This window comes from Achromobacter spanius (assembly GCF_002966795.1).
Lineage (GTDB): Bacteria > Pseudomonadota > Gammaproteobacteria > Burkholderiales > Burkholderiaceae_B > Achromobacter > Achromobacter spanius_D.
In genome coordinates this window covers 2053934-2072886 of the sequence record NZ_CP023270.1, presented here as the reverse complement: position 1 = coordinate 2072886, position 18953 = coordinate 2053934, and the positions used below count along the sequence as shown (strand labels likewise).

Below are 18953 nucleotides of genomic sequence, written 5' to 3'. Positions count from 1 at the left end.
CTTCCCTTCCCGACCGACGCATTTTTTCAAGGGCACGTCTAAGAGGCCCGAAAAAATGTGAAAATCCGTTTCATGCCCTTAACCCGCCGTTACCGTAGCGCGCTGACTCTGTGCCGTGTGGCGCTGCTATGCCTGGCTTGCGGGTGGAGCGGCAGCTCGGCGCTGGAGATCAACACCGACAGGCTGCAAAGCCTGTCGGCCAGCCGCTATGGCGCCAAGGGCGCAAAGTCCGTATCGAACTGGCTGCAACTGCTGCGCAGCCCGGCCCCCGCAACCGACCGCGACCGTCTCACCGTCGCCAACGACTTCTGGAACCGCGCCCTGCTCTCCGGCGAGGATTCCCTTATCTGGAAGCAAGCCGATTACTGGGCCACGCCATTGGAGTCGCTAGGCAAAGGCGCCGGCGATTGCGAAGACTACGTCATCGGCAAGTATTTCACCCTGCTCTCGATGGGCGTGCCGGCCAACAAGCTGCGCTTCATCTACGTACGCGCCCGCATCGGCGGCGCGGCCAGCAGCAGCCAGGTGGCTCACATGGTGCTGGGCTATTACGAAACCCCCAATGCCGTCCCGCTGGTGCTGGACAGCCTGATTTCAACCATCCTGCCGGCCACGCAGCGGCGCGACCTGACGCCGGTTTTCAGTTTCAACGCCGACGGCGTCTACGTGGACGGCAAGGCGGCAGCGCCCGTCGACCGCCTTAGCCGCTGGCGCGACCTACTTCAACGCATGGAACGGGAAGGCATCCGCCCCTGATGTCCGGAAACAAGACTATGTCCATACTTCGTCAGCTATTGCTCAGTGTGACCCTCGCCATCAGCGTGATTTTGCTGGGGACGCTGGCGCTCAGCGTCAATTCGGCGCGCGAGTACCTGTCCGGACAGCTCCAGGTGCAAAGCACCGACGCGGCCGTCTCTCTGGCCCTGTCCCTGTCGCAACCGGCCAACAACGACCCGGTCGTGCAGGAACTGCTGGTCTCGGCGCTTTACGACGGCGGGCACTTCTCGCTGGTGCGCCTGACGGATCCCGACGGCAAGGTGCTGATCGAACGCAAGTCGACCGCCACCGCCGCGTCCGTGCCAGCGTGGTTCCAGGCGCTGGCGCCGCTGGATAGCCAGGCGGCCAGCCACGCGGTCAGCGACGGCTGGCGTCAGATCGGCGAAGTCACGCTGATCGCCAATGATGCCTACGCCTGGGAAGCCCTGTGGCGCAGCAGCCTGAAGATGATCGCGCTGGTCGTGGGCGCGGGCATCCTGTGGGCCATGTTCGCCTTTGTGCTGGTCGGGTGGATCAAGAACCGCCTGCTGCGCGAGATCAGCGAACACGTCCGCGGCATCGGCCGCGACGCGCCCGGCGAGCAGGTCGAGGCCCGCGTGCCGGAGTTGTCCGGCGTGGTGCAGGCGCTGAACCAGACGCGCGAACGGATCCATGCCAGCGTCGAGGAACAGAACGCCAAGATCGAGTCGCTGGAACTGGAACTGAACCAGGACCCGGTGACCGGCCTGCCCAACCGCAAATACTTCGTCAACGAGTTCCGGCGCGCGCTGGAAACCCGGCCCGCGGCGGGCACGGCGCGCATCGATGGCGGGCACGTGCTGGTGTTCCGCCAGCGCGATCTGGCCGACCTGAACCGCCACATGCCGCGCGAATTCATCGACCAGTGGCTGCGCACCGCCTGCGAACGCATCCAGGGCACGCTCAAGCGCATGCACGTCGCCGCGCCCATGCTGGCGCGGCTGAACGGCTCCGACTTTGCGCTGCTGCTGCCAGGCTGCGCGGCGCCCCAAGCCATGATGGTGGCCGAGCAGGTGCGCGCGGATCTGCATGCCTCGCGCATTCCGGTTGGCGAAGGCCATCTTTGCCGCTGGGCGCAGGCCATGACCGATTACGGCCACGGCAGCCAGGCTGGCGCTGTGCTCGCGCGTCTGGATTTTGGTCTGATGCGCGCGGAAAGCGCCGGCAATGACCAGGTCGTTATCGCCGGCGCCACCGACATGCAATCGCCCTCCGAAGCGGGCGAACGTGCCTGGAAGGACGCCATCCAGACGGCGTTGGAAAACCGGCAGTTCGAACTGTCGACGGAACCGCTGCTGGCGCTGGACGGTCACGTCGTGCGCACCGAAGCCATGCTGATGCTGCGCACCGCGCCCGACCAGGAACCGATCCCGGCCACGCTCTTCATCCCGCCGGCGGTGCGGCTGGATCTGGTGGCGGAATGCGATCTGGAATCCGTGAGGCTCGGGCTGGAATGGCTGGCCAGCCATTCGGGCGAACTTGCCGTGCGCGTGGCGCTGCCGTCGCTGCGCGGCCAGAAGTTCCTGCGCCAACTGGCGTTGCTGCTGACCGAAAACCGTCCGCTGGCGCGCCGCCTGTATGTGGAAATCGACGCGCACGGGCTCGTGGAATGCCACGAGCAGATCACCGCCTTTGCGCGGGTCGCGGCGGAATTTGGCGCGCACATCGGCGTGCGCCGCCTTGCGCAGCAGTTCGGCGCGGTGGCGCAACTGCACACGCTGCCGTTGTCCTACGTGAAGTTGGGCGGGGGATTCGTGGGCGGGATGTCGCAAAGCCCGGGCAGCCAGCAACTGACGGCGTCGGTGCTGGAAACGGCTCGTTCGCTGGGGATCGCGGTCTACGCGGAAGACGTGCCGGACGCCGAGACGCAGCGCATTCTGCATGGCCTGGGCATCGAGATCATGCGCGGCCAAGGCGTCAAGCCGGTAAGCGGGGCGTAGCGCAAGCAATAGAGACCGGCGCGGGCGCCCCAAGGCACACCGCGCCGTCGCGGCGTTTTCAGCGCGCGGCTTGTCCCTTGGACTGTTCGTAAAGCGGCATCACCTTCTGCGAAGCCGATTGCAGATCGCTGATGCGCGAGGCGGCCGACGGGTGGGTCGACAGGATTTCGGGCGGTGCGCTGCCCTGGCTGGCCGCACCCATCTTCTGCCACAGCGTCACGGCGGCGCGCGGGTCATAGCCCGCCCGGGCCGCCAGTTCCACGCCCATCCGGTCCGCTTCGGTCTCGTGCGTACGGCTGTTGGGCAAGGTGAACATCACGCTGGTCAACTCACTGCCCAGGTCCGACGCCGCCTTGGATCCGGTCGCAATGGACAACACCTGCAAGCCCAGATTAGTCGCCATCTGCTGAGACACACGCTCGCGCGCATGTTCACGCAGGGCGTGGGCGATTTCATGGCCCAGCACCGCCGCCAGTTCATCGTCGGTCGGCTTGATCTGCGAGATCAGGCCGGTGTAGACGGCGATCTTGCCGCCGGGCATGCACCAGGCGTTGACCTCGTTTTGGGACAGCACGTGGACTTCCCATTTCCAGTTGGCCGCATCCGGACGGAACACGCCCACCTGCGCGATCAGGCGCTGCGAGATGTCGCGCACGCGCGCCACTTGCTTGGCGTCGCGGTCCAGCAGGCCTTTGGACTTGGCCTCCTGCAGGATGTCGGCGTACTGCTGGTTCGCTTCCTGTTCCAGCGCCTGCGCCGGCACCATGGTGGACATGTACTGCTTGCGGTCGACGCCCACCGCGCCTGACTGCGTGGTGTTCATGCCGGTGCAGCCGGCCAGCACGGCCAGCGACAGCACGGCCCCGGCATTGCGCAGAAAATGACGCTTCTGTTTCATGTCGGCCTCCAAGCCAATTCAACTACGGGAAAACGGATCAGACGGGCGCGGCGCCGCACTGTCCGCGATGGCGCAGCGCGTGATCGATCAGCACGAGCGCCAGCATGGCCTCGGCGATGGGCGTGGCGCGGATGCCCACGCACGGGTCGTGACGGCCCAGCGTCTGCACCATCACCGGCTCGTTGGCGCGGTTGACCGAGCGGCGCTCGACGCGGATGCTCGACGTGGGTTTGATCGCAAGCGACACGGTGATGGGCTGGCCGGTCGAAATGCCGCCCAGCACGCCGCCGGCGTGGTTGCTCAGGAAGCCGTCGGGCGTGATCTCGTCGCCATGTTCCGACCCGCGCTGCGTCACGCAGTCAAAGCCGGCGCCAATGGAAACGCCCTTGACCGCATTCAGGCCCATCATGACGTGGGCAATGTCGGCGTCCAGGCGGTCGTAGATGGGTTCGCCCCAGCCGGCCGGCAGGTTCTCTGCCACGACCTCGATGCGCGCGCCGATGGAATCGCCGTCCCGGCGCAACTGATCCATATAGGCTTCCAGTTCGGGGACGACCTCGGCGTTGGGGGCATAGAAGGGATTGTTGGGCACTTCGTCCCACGAAACGAACGGGATGGCGACAGGGCCCAGTTGGCTCATGTAGCCGCGCACCTTGACGCCGTATTGCTCGGCCAGCCACTTCTTGGCGATGGCGCCCGCTGCCACGGTGGGCGCCGTCAGCCGCGCCGAGGAACGTCCGCCGCCGCGCGGGTCGCGCACGCCAAACTTGCGCCAGTAGGCGAAATCGGCGTGGCCCGGGCGGAAGGTGTCCTGGATGTTGGAGTAGTCCTTGCTGCGCGCGTCGGTGTTGCGGATCAGCAGCCCGATCGGCGTGCCGGTGGTGACCCCTTCGTAGACGCCGGACAGAATCTCGACCTGGTCGGCTTCCTGGCGCTGCGTCACGTGGCGCGAGGTGCCCGGGCGGCGGCGGTCCAGTTCGAACTGGATGTCGGATGCGTCGAGGGCCAGTCCGGGGGGACAGCCGTCCACGACGCAGCCGATGGCCGGCCCGTGGGATTCGCCGAAATTCGTGACGGTAAAGAGAGTACCTAGGGTATTGCCGGGCATAAGGAGTCAACAGGTCGGGTTTGCAAGCAACCCCGATTATGACACCGCCGCGGCCAAAGCCTGGATTTCGGCGGCGGGCGCCGGCCGTCCCAGCAGAAAGCCCTGCATCACGCGGCATCCCAACGACTTCAGGATTTCGCGCTGCCCTTCGGTTTCGACGCCTTCAGCCACGACCGGCAGGTGCATTGCCTGGCACAGGCCGAACAGGGCGGAGACCACCTCGCGGCTGCCGGCGTCCGATTCCAGGGCGGAAATGAAGCTGCGGTCGATCTTGACCCAGTCTATGGGCAGATGGCGCAGATGGTTCAGGCTGGAATAGCCGCAGCCAAAGTCATCCAGCGCCACACCGATGCCCATGTCGCGCAACGTGTTCAGGATCTTCACATGCCGCTCGTAGTGCAGGATGAAGATGGATTCGGTGATCTCCAGCACCAGCTTGCGCGGCGACAACCGGGTGGCGGCCAGCACGTCCGACACAAGCTGCACCAGCCCGTCTTCGTTCATCTGCTTGACCGACAGGTTCACGTGAACCCGCCACGCCGTCGGCCACAGCGCCGCCTGCGTGCACGCGCGCTCCAGGATCCAGGCGCCCAGCGGCACGATCAGGCCGCTGCGTTCGGCCAGTTCGATCGTCACGGCGGGCGACACACTGCCCAGCACGGGATGATGCCAGCGCAGCAGCGCTTCGCACCCCTGCACCACGCCGGTCGCGCTGTCGCAAACCGGCTGGTAATAGAGTTCGAACTGTTCCATGGCCGGCGTCGTCAGCGCCAGCCTCAGGTCGTTTTCCAGGCCCTGCTGGTCACGCTGCCGCGCCAGCAGCCGGAAGTCGAAGAGATTCCAGCCCTCGCCGCCCCGGTCCTTGAGCGGCACCATCGCCACCTGCACGCAGCGTTGCAATTCCTCGACGCTGCGGCCGTGGGCAGGATACAGGGCAGCGCCGATCCGGAACACTGCGATCAGGGGACGGGCGCCCAGCTCATAGGGGGCACTCAGGTCGGCCAGCAGTTTGGCCGACACCTGGGCAGCGCCCTCCTCGTCCACGCCGGGCACACAGACGGTGAACGAGTCGGTCCCGGTACGCGCGGCCATCCCGCCAAGCGTGCGCGCGACCAGGCTGATGCGATCCGCCACCTGAACGAGCAGCGCCTGGTCTTCGCCGGCGCGCAGCATGGCGCTGATCTGTGCGTAATGTTCGAAACTGACGAGAAAAAAGGCGCCACGGCGCGTCGTACCCTGCGGCTGGCCCAGCCAGGCACGCACGCGACGATGCAACTCCTGTTGGCTGAGGAGGCCGGTCAGTTCATCCCGCGTCAGGCGGCGGCGTAGCGCACGCTCCCGGCGGAAGAACAGCAGACTGATCGCTGCAAGTGCGCCCGCGAGCGTCAGGCACAGTGCGAGCAGGTAACTCTCACGCACGGAGCCCCCCTATCCAAAAGCCCCCGGCGTTGCGGCCCGACCACGGGCCCGGGGGCTGTAACATATTTTAAATTATGCATTGTTTTCGCAAAAAAACGCCACATTTCGGAGGCAACGCGCCCCTTTCTCCTGACTTTCTCTGGATTCTATGTTGCTCGTAGCGGTCACGGCGGGGTCCTGGGTTAGCAGTCGCTGGCCAGTCCTCTCGCCATGCCTCGCCCCATCTACGACACCGCGAACCCAAAAATTAATACGCAGTGTCTCAATAGTTCTCAAACGGGCAATTCTCACGAACGAAATAATTGCACACCTTGTCTGATATGACCGAGGATTTCGTAATATTCTGTGCGTTCTGTGACAGGTCCCATTACAGTGTCAGCGTTATCAGCTGTCGTTTCGTAACGTGTGTCACGTTTGATATCCAGTTCCAGGAAGCAACTCGCAAGTACATGCTCACCCTACGCCGGCTGCTTTTATGCGCCGCCCTTCTGATCGGCTTTATCCTGCTGGGCGCCCAAGCCCTCGGGATGCTGGCGGCACACCGCTATCTGAATACGCAGCTCGCCCAGCAAAGCGAATCGGGCGCGAACACGCTTGCTTGGGCCTTGTCGCACAGTTCGGGCAGCCACCGCGAGCAGGTCGAGCTCGCCGATGAGCTGTTCGGACAGGGGCTGTATGCCCTGGTCAATATCACGAACGAAGGGAGCGCGCAGCGCGTGGAACGCCGGGCGGGACAGGCTGCCCAGGGCCGGGAGCGCGACTGGCGCGCCGCCTGGTTGAATATGGAAGCGCCTGCCGTTTCCCGGCCGTTCGTCATACCGGGCGGCCAGGCCAAGGGCACCCTTACGGTGCAGGCCGACGCGCGTCTGGCTCGCGACACCCTTTGGCAAGGCGGCGTCCGGGTGCTGGGTCTGGTACTGGCCGCCGCCGCATTCTGGGCGCTATTCGCCACCAATCTCGTGCGATGGATCGAGGCCCGCACGTCCCGCGACATCTGCGAACGCGTGCGCGCCCTGGCTCCCGGCGCCGACGCGCCGCTGAGCGGTTCGTGCGAAGTGCCCGGCGTGGACCAGGCACTGGTCGACGCGCAGCGCCGCGTCGCCGCCACTGTCGAGGAACAGAATGCCCGCATCGAATCACTGCAAAGCGAGATCTACCGGGATCCCATCTCGCGTCTGTCGAACCGCAAGCATTTTGTCGACCAGTTCAGGATCGCGCTGGCCGACAAATCCGACGAGGCCGGCGGCCATCTGCTGATGTTCCGCCAGCGAGACCTTGCACAGATCAACCGCCACCTGTCGCGCGCCTTCACTGACCAGTGGCTGCGCTCATCGTCGGACCGCCTGCGTAAGCTCATGCAGGAATTTGGCGGTCCGGGCACGCTTATCGCGCGGATCAGCGGATCGGATTTCGCCCTTCTGCTGCCGCGCACCTCGGCGCCACAGGCCAGCGTCCTGGCCGAACGCGTGCGGCGCGAGCTGCGGTCGCTGCGCGTGCCCATGGACAAATACGGGTGGTGCCGCTGGGCGCTGGCCATGGCGGCGTTTGCCCCGGGCGACAATATGAGCGACATCCTGGCGCGTCTGGACCACGCACTGATGTGCGCCGAAAGCGCGGACGACGATCAGATCACCCCGGCAAGCCAGGCCGCTGACAGCACCCGCATCGGCGAATACAGTTGGCACGACGCGCTGATCACGGCGCTGGAGCAGCACCGGTTCTCACTGTCTGCTCAGCCCTTGCATGACCTGTCCGGCGCCTTGCTGCACCACGAGGCCTCTTTGACGCTGCACGATGCTTCCGGCACCGATCCCGTGCCCGCCTCGATCTTCATGCCGCCGGCCGTGCGTCTGGGCCTGTCCGCCGAATGCGATATTCAGGCGATCCGCCTTGGCCTGGACTGGCTGTTCACCCATGACGGTGCGCTCACGGTGCCGGTATCGCTCGCCACCCTTGCGCAAGGATCGTTCCTCGCGCGCCTTGAACGCATGCTCGACGACCGGCCCGCGCTGTCCACCCGCCTGATCCTGGAAGTGGACGCCGCAGGTCTGGTCGAGCAAGGCGCTGACATGCGCCAGCTCTGCGACATCGTCACGGGCGCCGGCGGACTAGTCGGGATATCGCGACTGTCGCAGCAGTTTGGTGCCATGGAGCACCTGCATGAATTCCCCGTCTCCTACGTGACGCTGAGCGGCAGTTTCGTCGGCGGCATCCTGCAAAGCCCCGGCAGCCAGCACCTGGCGGCCACCGTAGTGACGACCGCGACGACGCTCGGCATGTCGGTCTATGCGGCCGACGTACCCGACACAGCCACGCAGCGCGTCCTGGAAGAAATCGGCGTCCGCGCAATAAGCGGGGCGGTCGTAAACGCCGCCCGCGCGCATGACCATGTACATGATCACCAATGGGTTCCTAGTTGACAGAAGGATTGCTGCTTCGTACCCGCAGGCGTTTCCGCCGCTCTCGCGCAGGCCAGCCCGGCGCCTTCCGGACATCCGTCTGGTCGGGATTCGGGCTGCTGCTGTGCGCCTTCTTCTGGCCGGCCTACGCGCTCGCTTATGAGTTGAATGCCGGCGCGCTCACTGCCGGCTATGACAATCTGCACTCAGGCCTGACCGCCGGCGTTGCGATCGCCTGCGCGATGGCATGCGGTGTGGCGTGGGCGCATACGCGCAACGCCTTGTATGCGGCGGGCGTGGTCTTCGCGCTGGTCGAAGGTTTGTTCCGTTCCCTGCCCGATCTGATGCCGCCCGGCGCGCTGCAGGCCGCCTCCTATGCCGCCCTGCTCGCCCTGACCGCGCCCCTGCTGCAGGGCTCTCGGATTGCGGCCGGATTGGGCGTCGCGTGCCGGTGGCTCAGCATCGCGCTCTCAGGCGTGGCGGCGCTGGCGTTGATCTTCGTGTATGAAACCGAATCGGGGATGCTGCCGGCGACGATTGCCGGCGTATGCGCGGCGCTCAGCGTGCCGTTGGCGTTGTGGTTCCTGGCCAGCGCGGTACGGCAGCAGTCTGGTCGTCCGGCCAACCTGGCGCTGATGCTTGCCTTTGGCGCATCAGCCTGGATCCTCGGACACGACGCATGGCGCGCAAGCGGAACAGACGCCGCGGATGCAAGCTTCGAAGTGCTGAGATTGATGCTGGTGTCAGGCACACTCGTCTGGCTGGCGCTGAAGGCATCCAACAGCGCCGAGCCCGCGCGCAGCCAGAACGCCAGCTCCGACGCCGAACATCTGGCGCAAGGCGAACTGCGCCTGGCCGAACTGGCCGGCGCGCTGGACACGCAGCGGCAGATGAACGCGCTCATTTCGCACGAGCTGCGCGCGCCCCTGGCCACCATCAGCGCTGCGGCGCAATCCCTGGACATGATTCTCTCGGACAGCGGCGAAACCGTGGACACGCGGCTGGCGCGCATACACCGGTCGGTCGCACGCATGACCGAACTGATGGATCAGTTGTTGAACCAGGACCGCCTTGAGGAACACGCCTGGAGCCCGCGCGGCGAACAGACCGACATGGCCGAACTGGTGCGCGACGTGGTGAACGCCATGCGCCCGGATACCGCCCATGCCTTGGTGCTGGAAGCGCAAGCGCCGCAGCCGGTGTTCTGCGATCGCCCGCTCACCAGCGTCGTCGTGCGCAACCTGATCCACAACGCCATCAAATATTCGCCGGCCAGCGAGCCGGTGCGGATCGAGACGGGTCACACGCGGGTTGGCGACACGGCCATGACGTGGGCCGCCGTGGTGGACCGCGGACCCGGTATCGGAGAAGAGGAACAGGCGCGGATCTTCGAACCGCGCTTTCGGCGGTCTGCGCACCGCGAAACTCAAGGCATGGGGATTGGGCTGTACCTGGCCCGGCGCATCTGCCAGAGCCAGGGCGGATCGCTGACGATGCAAAGCAAGGTGGGCGTGGGCACGCGCTTTGTCGTCACCCTGCCCGCCAGCGCGCCGTCGGCTTAGGCGCTGAGGCAGCCTAAGCCGCGAACACGTAGCCCTGGCCGCGTACCGACAACACCGGCAGCTTGAGACCGGCGCTCTGCGCCTTGGCGCGCAGGCGGCTCACCAGCACGTCGATGCGCCGCAATTCAAATCCGCCCGGGCTGTCAGGCAGGAAGAGTTCGGCCAGTGCCTGGCGGCTGACGGCGCTGCCCGCGGCATCCATCAGCGCAACGAGGAACGTCCGTTCCTGCGCGCTCAGGTGCAACGATGCGCCATCGGGCGCCACAAGAATCCAGCCGCCGTCCTGCAGCGACCAGTTCGTATCCGCCGAGGCGCGCGTTTCGGCGTCGGCCGGGCGCGGCGCCTTGGCCAGCCGCATGCGGCGCGCCAGGCTGCGGATGACCGAGCTGAGTTCCAGCAGATCGACCGGCTTGGTCATGTAGACGTCGGCCCCGCCTTCCAACCCGCGGACGCGGTCTTCCAGGGCGCTGCGGCCCGTCAGCATGACGATGCCCACCGGGCTCAGGGCGCGCAGGCGGGTCGCGACGGAAAACCCATCTTCGCCGGGAAGATGAGCGTCGAGAATGACGATGTCGCACGGCTGTTCCTGCAGGCGACGGTAAAACGCCACTGCATTGTCACAAGCGAACGCCACGCGAAAGCCGTAGCCGCCCAAGCCCAACGCCAGTTCCTCGCGGAAGTCGGCGTCGTCCTCAAGCAGACCTATACATAGCAAACCATCTGCACCAGGCATATTCAGAGTGCTTTACATTGAAATTGTCGACAAACCCCTGGAGCGCCCACGCAACAAAAATGCCCCGGAGCCGGCAATCTTACGACTTTTACAATAGAAACGAATGATTGCAGCGAAAAAAACGGCGATATTTCACATTTTTGCCAAGGATTTTCCTTAATCCCGGGCAATAACGCGGGATTAATGTTGCCGACGATATCGCAAAACCATCCTCAGGACGAGCAACTCACTTCAATTTCGCCCGCCCAATCGGGCGGCAAGCCGGCATAGCGCTCAAAACCGTCCTGCGCGACGAAGGGATTGCGCAGCAATTTCATGAGCGTTTCAATTTCGCTGGCGTCGCCAGCTTTGGCCGCGCGAATCGCCTCTTCCGCCAGATGGTTGCGCAGCACGTATAACGGATTCACGCCATTCATGGCGGCCGCCGTTTCCGAGGCGGGCCTTCCATCCTGTGCATGGCGAGCCAGCAGGCGGTCAAGCCAGGCGCCGGCGGCGGGCCGGTCAATAAACAAATCCTCAAAACCGCTGCGCTGTCCTTGCGTGGCATCGGCCAGCCGCCGCCAAGACAACGTAAAGTCCGCCTGATTGGCGTCCATCAGTTTAAGCAGATCGTCCAGCAGCGCCTCATCTTCCGGTCGCCACGCCGTCAATCCCATCTTGGCGCCCATCTTGTCATGGAACGCGCGCGTGAAAATGGCTTCGAATTCGTCCAGCACCGCGCGCAGCGCGTCGGCGTCCTGCACGAGCATGTGCAGACTCCCGCCCAGCCGATACAGGTTCCACAGCGCCACGGAAGGCTGCCGATTCCAGGAGTAACGCCCCTCGGCATCCGAATGGTTGCAGATATGGCCCAGCCGGAATCCGTCCAGGAAACCATAAGGACCGTAATCCAGCGTCAGCCCCAGGATCGACATATTGTCGGTATTCATGACGCCGTGGCAAAACCCGACTGCCTGCCAGTCCGCCATCAGCAACGCCGTGCGCCGCGTGACTTCCCGCAGCAGATTCACGTACGGGGCGGTATCGGACGCCGAATTTCCCGTCTGCACGTCGCGGCATTCGGGGTAGTAGCGGTCGATCACATAATCGGCCAGCGTTTTCAGCATATCGGGCTGACGGCGCGATGACCAATGTTCAAACGAGCCGAATCTGACGAAACTGGGCGACATCCGGGTCACGATCGCCGCCGTCTCGACGGTCTCGCGCATGACCGGGTCATCGGAGACTACCAGCGCCAGGGCACGCGTGGTGGGCACGCCCAGCCCGAACATGGCCTCGCTGGCCAGGTATTCGCGCACGGACGACCGCAACACGGCCCGCCCGTCGCCCATCCGCGAATACGGCGTCATGCCGGAGCCCTTGAGCTGCAGCTCCCAGGCGCCCGCGGGCCCTTGAACTTCACCCAGCAGATGCGCCCGTCCATCGCCAAGCTGCCCCGCCCACACCCCGAACTGGTGACCGCTATAGACGGCAGCAAGCGTATCCCCGCCCGGCAAAGGCTGGCCGCCGGAAAATACCTGCAGGAACTCGGGGGTGGTCAGGACCGACGGATCCAGGCCGATCAGGGCGGCCGCCTGCTCGTTGGCATGCAGCAGGCGCGGATTGTTCAGCCCACGCGGCGCCAGCCGGGTGTAGAAGGCTTCGGGCAGGGCCGCAAAGGAATTGACGGCTTGCAGTTCGGACAGGGACAGGGCATTCATGCGCGTTGACTCCGGGCAGCGCGCTTGGCGGGCCGCACATAGAAGATGGCGCTGAGGAAAAAGGTGGTGGACAAGATGATCTCGCCCCACGCCATCAAAACGGACAGCGGCGCCGGATCCGACATGGCGCGCACCACGCCTTCCATCAGATACAGCAGCGACAGCATGGCCGCCCACTGGTAAGTGTAGAGATTGCCGCGCACGATGCCGCGCAGCGGAAACGCCAGCGGCAAGGCTTTCAGCAGCATCCAGGAACCGCCCGGCCGCACGGGCGCCACCACGGTTTCCCAGGCGACGCACAGCACGATCAGGGCAAACAATGAAACCGAGGCCACGAGGCGCAAGCGGGGGTTGAGTTCGGGATTCATGCTGCTATTATCGCCTGATGAATCGCCCCGCCGAGCCCGCCGCCGCTACGCCGGCGGTCAAAGAACGACCAACCTCGCGCATTTCCCGGGTCGCGAGGACCGGACGCGTATTTCGTTTCGTCTTCCAACGCGCCAACGAAGAGAAGCTGCTGCAGGTCGCCTCCAGCCTCACCTTCACCACCGTTCTGGCCATCGTCCCCATGCTCGCGGTGGTGCTGTCGCTGTTCACGGCCTTTCCCGTGTTCCAGGAATTCCGGGTCGCCCTCGAGGACTTCCTCACCACCAGCCTGATGCCGCCGTCCGTCTCGGACAACATCATGGATTACCTGAACCAGTTCGCCCATCAGGCATCGCGCCTGACCGCGATTGGCGGGGCGTTCCTGCTGGTCACGTCGCTGCTGTTGATCATGACGATCGACCAGGCCTTCAACGACATCTGGCGCGTCTCGCGCCAGCGCCCCTTGCCGCAACGTGCGCTGGTGTACTGGGCCATCATCACGCTTGGTCCCGTCCTGGCGGGCGCCAGCCTGTGGGCGACTTCGTTCGTGGCCCGCGAATCGCTGGGCCTCATCAAGGACGTGCCTGAAGTCATCAGTGTCGTCGTCTCGTTCATCCCGCTGGTGCTGACCGGCCTGGGCTTTGCCGCGCTGTTCGTTGTCGTGCCCAACCGCGACGTGCTGTGGCGCGACGCGTTGGTCGGGGGCTGCGTCACGGCCATCGTGCTGGAAATCATGAAGTCCGCGTTCGCCTTCTACCTGACGCGGTTTCCCACCTACACGGTCATCTACGGCGCGTTTGCCACCCTGCCCATCTTCCTCTTGTGGATCTACCTGTCCTGGCTGGCCGTGCTGCTGGGCGCAACGCTTGCCTCCAGTGCGCCGCTGATCCGGCTGGGACGCTGGCACATCAACCGCTACCCGGGCGCCTCGTTCGTCGATGCGCTGGACGCCTTGCGGGCGCTGCGCCGCGCGCAGTTGTCGACACCCGGCGGCGTGGCCGCCAACACGCTGGCTTCGCAACTGCGGCTGCATCAGGACGAACTCAACGAAGTCTTGGAAACGCTGAGCGCGATGGGACTGGCCACCCGCAGTCCCGACGACAACTGGATGCTGACGTGCGACGCGCGCGAAACCTCGCTGGCGCCTGTCGTGGATCGCTTCCTGCTGGACCGAAGCCAATCTCGCGTGCGCAACGACCCCGACATCCTGCGCATCGTATCGTCCGTAAATTCGCCGCAAACCACGCCAACGCTGGAAGAACTCTGCGGAGAAGCGCAAAATACCGGAAATGGAGTCGCCCCAGTGCTGCAACTGGAAGCGAACAAGAAATAGCAAAGCATAGGGCGCAGTCCGCCCCCAGGAGATACCGATGTTGAAGGTCAGTGAGATTTTGCGCGTCAAGGGCGATACGCTCTATACGGCGTCGCCGGACATGCCCGTGGCCCAGGCCGTGCAAACCATGAGCGAACAAGACATAGGCTCGCTGGTCATCATGGAATTCGGCACGTTGACCGGCATGCTTACGTTCCGCGAAATCATCCGCCACATGCACGCGCATGGTGGCGCGGGCGATACGACCATCCGGTCCATCATGGACGACGCGCCCGTCAGCGTTTCGCCCAACACCAGCGCCGACGAAGTCCAGCGCCTGATGCTGGAAAAGCACGCGCGCTACATCCCCGTCATGGACGGCCCCACGCTGATGGGCGTCATTTCGTTCTACGACATGGCGCAGGCCATCGTCGCGGCCCAGCAGTTCGAAAACAACATGCTGAAAGCCTACATTCGCGATTGGCCCGCCGAAAGCGCGGAACCGGCCCAGTCCGGAACCTGAACCAGCCGGCGCCATTGCAGCGCCGGCTGCGGATTCACATCCCGGCGGGCGCGGCCTCGCGTGTGGCGTCTCGCGCGCCCGGCGCATGACGCTGGCTGCGCCACGCGTCATAGATCAGTTCTGGATTGTTCGCGGCCAGCAAGGCCGGATCCGACAGCATCCGGCGCCACCGGCGCGCACCCGACTGGCCGTTCACCAGCCCCAGCATCGGCCGCGTCATCACCCGCAGCGGCACGCCCTTCGCAACCTGCCGCGCGGCGTATTCCGTCATGGCGTCCACGACCTGCGCATCGCTGGGCAGCCGCACCGACGGCCACAACTGCATTGACACCTCAGACAGCACGCGCGGCGTATGCCAGGCGGCGCGTCCGAGCATCACCCCATCAAAGGCCCCGGCCGCCTGCACCGACTGTCCGGCATCGGCCAGACCGCCATTGAGCACAAAGGTGCAATCCGGGAAATCGCGCTTCAATTGCGCGACCACGTCATAGCGCAGCGGCGGGATTTCGCGATTGTCCTTGGGTGACAAGCCCTTAAGCACCGCATTGCGCGCATGCGCGATGAATACCCGGCAGCCGGTGTCGTAGACCTTGCCCACGAAATCACGCACGAATTCATAGGATTCGTCGTAGTCCAGCCCCAGGCGGTGCTTGACCGTGACAGGAATGTCCACGGCGTCCTGCATGGCCTTCATGCAGTCGGCCACGAGCGCCGGTTCGGCCATCAGGCAGGCGCCAAAGGCCCCCTTTTGCACCCGTTCGGACGGGCATCCGCAATTCAGGTTGATTTCGTCATAGCCCCATTGCTTGCCCAGCTTGGCGGCGTGCGCCAGCGCGTCGGGCTCGCTGCCGCCCAGTTGCAAGGCAACGGGATGCTCGGCCTCGTCAAAGTCCAGGTGGCGGGCCACATTGCCGTGCAGCAGCGCACCGGTGGTAATCATTTCGGTGTACAGGCGGGCGCGCGGCGCCAGCAGCCGGTGAAAGTACCGGCAATGGCGATCAGTGACGTCGATCATCGGGGCGACGCAAAGCCGCCAGTCGGGGGAGTCCAAGAATCACTCTACAAAACAAGGGGATGCGGTATTTTACGGTGCTTGGCGACATTGTGCCCGCCGGGCTCGGCACATCACCAGGAATCGCGGACCGAAGCCGCCCTCCATGTGGTCTAAAATTGCGGCGCCGCGACCCTGCACGTCCGTGCGCGCGTCCGTTCAACCCTCATACCGAAGATCCATGGCCGTATTCACCCCCGTATCCGATGACGACGCGCGCGCCCTGCTGGCGCATTTCGATCTGGGCGAGTTCGTCTCGCTTCGAGGCATTACGGCGGGTATCGAAAACACCAACTATTTTCTGTACACGACGCGCGGCGAGTATGTCTTGACGCTGTTCGAGGTGCTGACGCAGGCCCAGCTGCCCTTCTACATTGAGCTGATGTATCACCTGGCCGAGCGCGGCATCCCGGCCCCGCAACCCCAGACCTTGCGCGACGGCACCCGCCTGACCACGCTGCACGGCAAGCCGTGCGCCATCGTGTCGCGCCTGCCCGGCGGGTACGAGCCGGCCCCCGGCCCCGCCCACTGCGCGCTCGCCGGCGCCACCCTTGCCCGCGCCCACGTCGCGGCGCAGGACTTTCCGATCCACCAGCCCAACCTGCGCGGGCTGTCGTGGTGGCTGGAGACCGCGCCCAAGGTCATGCCCTTTCTCAGCCCGGCCCAGGCCGAACTGCTGACGTCCGAGCTGGCTGCGCAGCAGGCCGCCACCAAGACGTCCGCATGGCAGGCCTTGCAGTCCGGCCCCGCCCACTGCGACCTGTTCCGGGACAATGTCCTCTTCGCCGGCACGTTCGAAGATCCCCTCATGGGTGGCATCATCGACTTCTATTTCGCGGGCTGCGACACGTGGCTGTTCGACGTGGCGGTCAGCGTCAACGACTGGTGCATCGATCGCGACACCGGCGAATTCATCCCCGAACTGGTGCAATCCTGGCTGGCTGCGTACGCTGCCGTGCGCCCGTTCACCGACGCCGAGCGCGAAGTCTGGCCCCAGATGCTGCGCGCGGCCGCCTTGCGTTTCTGGCTGTCCCGGTTGTATGACTTCTTCCTGCCCCGCCCGGCGCAGACGCTCAAGCCGCACGATCCGCGCCACTTCGAAAGAGTGTTGCAAGCGCGCCACCGCTCGGAACTGCCCGTCTTGCCGTAACCGCTACGCCCCCCATAATGGGAACAGCACCCCCTATTTGAGAGACCTCCCCTCTAGAGAGCCATGCAAGCAGCATTTCTACCCGCGACGTCCGGCTGGCTTTGGGTCCGCGACGGATTCCGTCTGTTCCGCAAGCAACCCCTGGCCATGTTCACCTGGGCCATGGCCATCAGCCTGCTCGTCGTCTTCGCTTCCGCAACTCCGCCCATCGGTCCGATGCTCGTCGTGGCCCTGATGCCCATCATCACCCTGATGACGCTGTCCGCGTGCAAGCACGTAGAGGCCGACCGCGTCATGCTGCCGTCCATGTGGGGAAAGCCCCTCAAGCAGCCGGGCGTGTTCCGCAAGCTGTTCCTGATGGGTGTGCTTTATGCCGGCACCTGCCTGCTGATGGGCCTGGCCATCTTCCTGCCCTTCTCCGACGCCATGATGGAAGGCATGCGCATCGCCTCGGTTGAAAAAAGCATGGAGCCGATTCTGTCAGCCATGGCCATGCCGCTGATGCTGTTCGCGATCTGCTACGTGGTGATCGCGGCGCTGTTCTGGCACGCCCCCGTGCTGGTGGCTTGGCACGGTCTGCGCCTGACTCAGGCCTTGTTCTTTTCCGGCATCGCCTGCTGGCGCAACAAGCTACCGTTCCTGGTGTACGGCGTCTGCTGGATCATGGTGTTCCTGTTCATCGACCTGTGCGCCGGGCTGCTGGTTGCCGTCGGATTGTCGCCTCAGTTTGCCGGCACGCTGCAGATCCCGTTCAACATTGCGGCGGGCGGCGTTCTGTACTGCAGCTTCTATCCGGCCTATACCTCCGTGTTCGGCATCAATAACGCCAGCACGCATCTCGACAACGGCAACGGCGCGCAGGCATAGCGCTACCCGCCATGGCGCAAGCGCCCGGCGTAGCTCCAACACCCGGCCGTCCCGGCCGATGAACGCCACGTCGATGGCGTAACGCATGCCGATGGTGTGCACCGCGGCGCAGGGAGTCAGCAGCACGCCCGCCCGCGGCCCCGGCGGGGCCCGCCCCAGCAACCCACGTATCCGTCCCCGCCAGTGCTTCACTGTCAGCAATCGCAGGCGCCCTTCGCGCAATGACATGGCGCGGCTCATTGCACGCTCTGCAGCAGCTGGACCGCAATGGGAAACGCCAGCACGATGAACGTGCACGGAAAGATGCAGCCAATCAAAGGCAGCAGCATCTTCACCGGCGCCTGCATCGCCAGCTGCTCCGCCCGCGTGTGGCGGTCACTGCGGCACTGCGCCGCTTGCGCGCGCAAGACCGGCCCCAGACTGGCCCCAAGCGCCTCCGCCTGCGCCAAGGCCGCCGCCCAATTGCGTGCCAGCGCACTGTTGCTGCGCTCGGCCAACGTCTTGATCGCCGCCGTTCTGGACACCCCTGCCCGCATCTCGGCCAGCGCATCGGCCAGGACGTCGCGCAGCACGCCCGGCGGCCCGCTCTGCGCCGCCAATTGCAGTGCGCCCTGGATGCTCAATCCGGCTTCGACGCACAGCGTCATCATGTCGAACACGAAGGGCAGATCCCGCTCGATGGCGCGGCATCGCTGCGTGCCCAGGCCCTTCAACCACATGACCGGTGCCGTTGCGGCGGCTGCGGCCGCCCCCAGCGACCAGGGCAGCCACGCCAAAGCGCCGGGCGGCGCCAGCGCAAGCGCTCCCGCGGCGGCCATGCTGCCGGCAGCCAGGGCCGCGCTTGCGCACAACGCCGCGATGTGCGCATACCTCACAGCCCGTGGCAACGCCGCCCGTTCTATGGCCCGGTCCAGCCGAAGCCGCCACCGCCAGGCGCACAGCGGGCCCGCCAGCGGCGCCACCGCCGCGATCCAGGGCCATGCGACGCGCCACCACCACGGCATGGCGTGAGCCGGTTCCAGGTCCTCGCTCAGCAATGGACTCAACAGCGGACTCAACAGCACCCAGGCAAGCCAGGCAGTCCCGGCCGCCGTCGCGATCATGCTCAGGTAAAGCCACATCCCCGCCTC

16 protein-coding genes and 1 pseudogene are annotated in these 18953 nt (G+C 65.3%); 8 read left to right on the top strand and 9 right to left on the bottom strand.

Annotated elements, in window-relative coordinates:
* The first annotated feature begins 72 nt into the window (after positions 1-72).
* Both CLM73_RS09305 and CLM73_RS09300 read left to right on the top strand, forming a co-directional pair.
* On the top strand, positions 73-756 hold the full coding sequence (locus tag CLM73_RS09305) for a transglutaminase-like cysteine peptidase (RefSeq protein WP_199778270.1): 684 nt from the start codon (positions 73-75) through the stop codon (positions 754-756).
* 17 nt (positions 757-773) lie between these two features.
* On the top strand, positions 774-2735 hold the full coding sequence (locus CLM73_RS09300; protein WP_105238185.1) for a LapD/MoxY N-terminal periplasmic domain-containing protein: 1962 nt from the start codon (positions 774-776) through the stop codon (positions 2733-2735).
* Between the two features lie 58 nt (positions 2736-2793).
* On the opposite strand, the gene CLM73_RS09295 is transcribed toward CLM73_RS09300, so the two are convergent.
* Genes CLM73_RS09295 through CLM73_RS09285 form a run of 3 tightly spaced genes read right to left on the bottom strand, consistent with a single transcriptional unit; the run spans position 2794 to position 6160 of the window.
* Positions 2794-3633: a M48 family metallopeptidase gene (locus CLM73_RS09295; RefSeq protein WP_105241443.1), complete on the bottom strand. Its 840-nt coding sequence runs from the start codon at positions 3631-3633 to the stop codon at positions 2794-2796.
* Between the two features lie 37 nt (positions 3634-3670).
* Entirely contained in the window at positions 3671-4741 is a 1071-nt protein-coding gene (gene aroC, locus CLM73_RS09290) for a chorismate synthase (protein WP_105238184.1), read from the bottom strand.
* Positions 4742-4777: 36 nt separating this feature from the next.
* On the bottom strand, positions 4778-6160 hold the full coding sequence (locus tag CLM73_RS09285) for a putative bifunctional diguanylate cyclase/phosphodiesterase (protein WP_105238183.1): 1383 nt from the start codon (positions 6158-6160) through the stop codon (positions 4778-4780).
* Positions 6161-6687: 527 nt separating this feature from the next.
* Here CLM73_RS09285 and CLM73_RS09280 point away from each other — a divergent pair.
* Positions 6688-8580 carry an EAL domain-containing protein gene (locus tag CLM73_RS09280; RefSeq protein ID WP_234015887.1) on the top strand — a complete coding sequence of 631 codons (1893 nt, stop codon included), beginning with the start codon at positions 6688-6690 and terminating at the stop codon, positions 8578-8580.
* Between the two features lie 8 nt (positions 8581-8588).
* Positions 8589-10121: a sensor histidine kinase gene (locus tag CLM73_RS09275; protein WP_105238181.1), complete on the top strand. Its 1533-nt coding sequence runs from the start codon at positions 8589-8591 to the stop codon at positions 10119-10121.
* Between the two features lie 13 nt (positions 10122-10134).
* Here the strand turns inward: CLM73_RS09275 and CLM73_RS09270 are convergent, their stop codons facing one another.
* From CLM73_RS09270 to CLM73_RS09260, 3 genes are all read right to left on the bottom strand, one after another.
* Positions 10135-10854 (bottom strand): response regulator transcription factor, encoded by a 720-nt coding sequence (locus tag CLM73_RS09270; RefSeq protein ID WP_043518814.1) that lies wholly within the window; start codon positions 10852-10854, stop codon positions 10135-10137.
* Between the two features lie 212 nt (positions 10855-11066).
* Positions 11067-12554, bottom strand: coding sequence for a protein adenylyltransferase SelO (locus CLM73_RS09265; RefSeq protein ID WP_105238180.1), 1488 nt, complete (start codon positions 12552-12554; stop codon positions 11067-11069).
* Complete coding sequence (locus CLM73_RS09260; RefSeq protein ID WP_056571311.1) at positions 12551-12922, bottom strand: DUF2069 domain-containing protein; 372 nt, start codon at positions 12920-12922, stop codon at positions 12551-12553. The genes CLM73_RS09265 and CLM73_RS09260 overlap by 4 nt, the downstream gene beginning before the upstream one ends.
* A gap of 17 nt (positions 12923-12939) precedes the next feature.
* Between CLM73_RS09260 and CLM73_RS09255 the strand changes: the two genes are divergently transcribed.
* Both CLM73_RS09255 and CLM73_RS09250 read left to right on the top strand, forming a co-directional pair.
* Positions 12940-14253: a YihY family inner membrane protein gene (locus tag CLM73_RS09255; RefSeq protein WP_105238179.1), complete on the top strand. Its 1314-nt coding sequence runs from the start codon at positions 12940-12942 to the stop codon at positions 14251-14253.
* A gap of 37 nt (positions 14254-14290) precedes the next feature.
* Positions 14291-14755, top strand: a complete 465-nt coding sequence (locus CLM73_RS09250; protein ID WP_105238178.1) for a CBS domain-containing protein — start codon at positions 14291-14293, stop codon at positions 14753-14755.
* Between the two features lie 34 nt (positions 14756-14789).
* On the opposite strand, the gene dusA is transcribed toward CLM73_RS09250, so the two are convergent.
* Complete coding sequence (gene dusA / locus CLM73_RS09245; RefSeq protein ID WP_234015886.1) at positions 14790-15770, bottom strand: tRNA dihydrouridine(20/20a) synthase DusA; 981 nt, start codon at positions 15768-15770, stop codon at positions 14790-14792.
* Between the two features lie 217 nt (positions 15771-15987).
* On the opposite strand from dusA, the gene CLM73_RS09240 reads away from it, so the two are divergent.
* Both CLM73_RS09240 and CLM73_RS29220 read left to right on the top strand, forming a co-directional pair.
* Positions 15988-16956, top strand: a complete 969-nt coding sequence (locus CLM73_RS09240) for a homoserine kinase (RefSeq protein ID WP_105238176.1) — start codon at positions 15988-15990, stop codon at positions 16954-16956.
* A gap of 63 nt (positions 16957-17019) precedes the next feature.
* The gene (locus tag CLM73_RS29220) at positions 17020-17823 is read left to right on the top strand and encodes a BPSS1780 family membrane protein (protein WP_234015838.1); all 804 of its coding nucleotides are present in this window, start codon (positions 17020-17022) and stop codon (positions 17821-17823) included.
* Between the two features lie 6 nt (positions 17824-17829).
* Here the strand turns inward: CLM73_RS29220 and CLM73_RS29385 are convergent.
* Both CLM73_RS29385 and CLM73_RS09225 read right to left on the bottom strand, forming a co-directional pair.
* Positions 17830-18051: pseudogene (locus tag CLM73_RS29385) on the bottom strand (DUF192 domain-containing protein); the annotation flags it as partial.
* An 8-nt stretch (positions 18052-18059) separates the two neighbouring features.
* On the bottom strand, positions 18060-18944 hold the full coding sequence (locus CLM73_RS09225) for a type II secretion system F family protein (RefSeq protein WP_105238173.1): 885 nt from the start codon (positions 18942-18944) through the stop codon (positions 18060-18062).
* Positions 18945-18953: the final 9 nt, after the last annotated feature.

Excerpts from the sequence above, each read along its gene's own strand:
- CLM73_RS09260 (WP_056571311.1), bottom strand. The coding sequence starts at position 12,922 with ATGAATCCCGAACTCAACCCCCGCTTGCGCCTCGTGGCCTCGGTTTCA.
- CLM73_RS29220 (WP_234015838.1), top strand. The coding sequence starts at position 17,020 with ATGCAAGCAGCATTTCTACCCGCGACGTCCGGCTGGCTTTGGGTCCGC.
- dusA (WP_234015886.1), bottom strand. The coding sequence starts at position 15,770 with ATGATCGACGTCACTGATCGCCATTGCCGGTACTTTCACCGGCTGCTG.
- CLM73_RS09270 (WP_043518814.1), bottom strand. The coding sequence starts at position 10,854 with ATGCCTGGTGCAGATGGTTTGCTATGTATAGGTCTGCTTGAGGACGAC.
- CLM73_RS09240 (WP_105238176.1), top strand. The coding sequence starts at position 15,988 with ATGGCCGTATTCACCCCCGTATCCGATGACGACGCGCGCGCCCTGCTG.
- CLM73_RS09265 (WP_105238180.1), bottom strand. The coding sequence starts at position 12,554 with ATGAATGCCCTGTCCCTGTCCGAACTGCAAGCCGTCAATTCCTTTGCG.
- CLM73_RS09305 (WP_199778270.1), top strand. The coding sequence starts at position 73 with ATGCCCTTAACCCGCCGTTACCGTAGCGCGCTGACTCTGTGCCGTGTG.
- CLM73_RS09300 (WP_105238185.1), top strand. The coding sequence starts at position 774 with ATGTCCATACTTCGTCAGCTATTGCTCAGTGTGACCCTCGCCATCAGC.
- aroC (WP_105238184.1), bottom strand. The coding sequence starts at position 4,741 with ATGCCCGGCAATACCCTAGGTACTCTCTTTACCGTCACGAATTTCGGC.
- CLM73_RS09280 (WP_234015887.1), top strand. The coding sequence starts at position 6,688 with ATGCTGGCGGCACACCGCTATCTGAATACGCAGCTCGCCCAGCAAAGC.
- CLM73_RS09225 (WP_105238173.1), bottom strand. The coding sequence starts at position 18,944 with ATGTGGCTTTACCTGAGCATGATCGCGACGGCGGCCGGGACTGCCTGG.
- CLM73_RS09295 (WP_105241443.1), bottom strand. The coding sequence starts at position 3,633 with ATGAAACAGAAGCGTCATTTTCTGCGCAATGCCGGGGCCGTGCTGTCG.
- CLM73_RS09250 (WP_105238178.1), top strand. The coding sequence starts at position 14,291 with ATGTTGAAGGTCAGTGAGATTTTGCGCGTCAAGGGCGATACGCTCTAT.
- CLM73_RS09255 (WP_105238179.1), top strand. The coding sequence starts at position 12,940 with ATGAATCGCCCCGCCGAGCCCGCCGCCGCTACGCCGGCGGTCAAAGAA.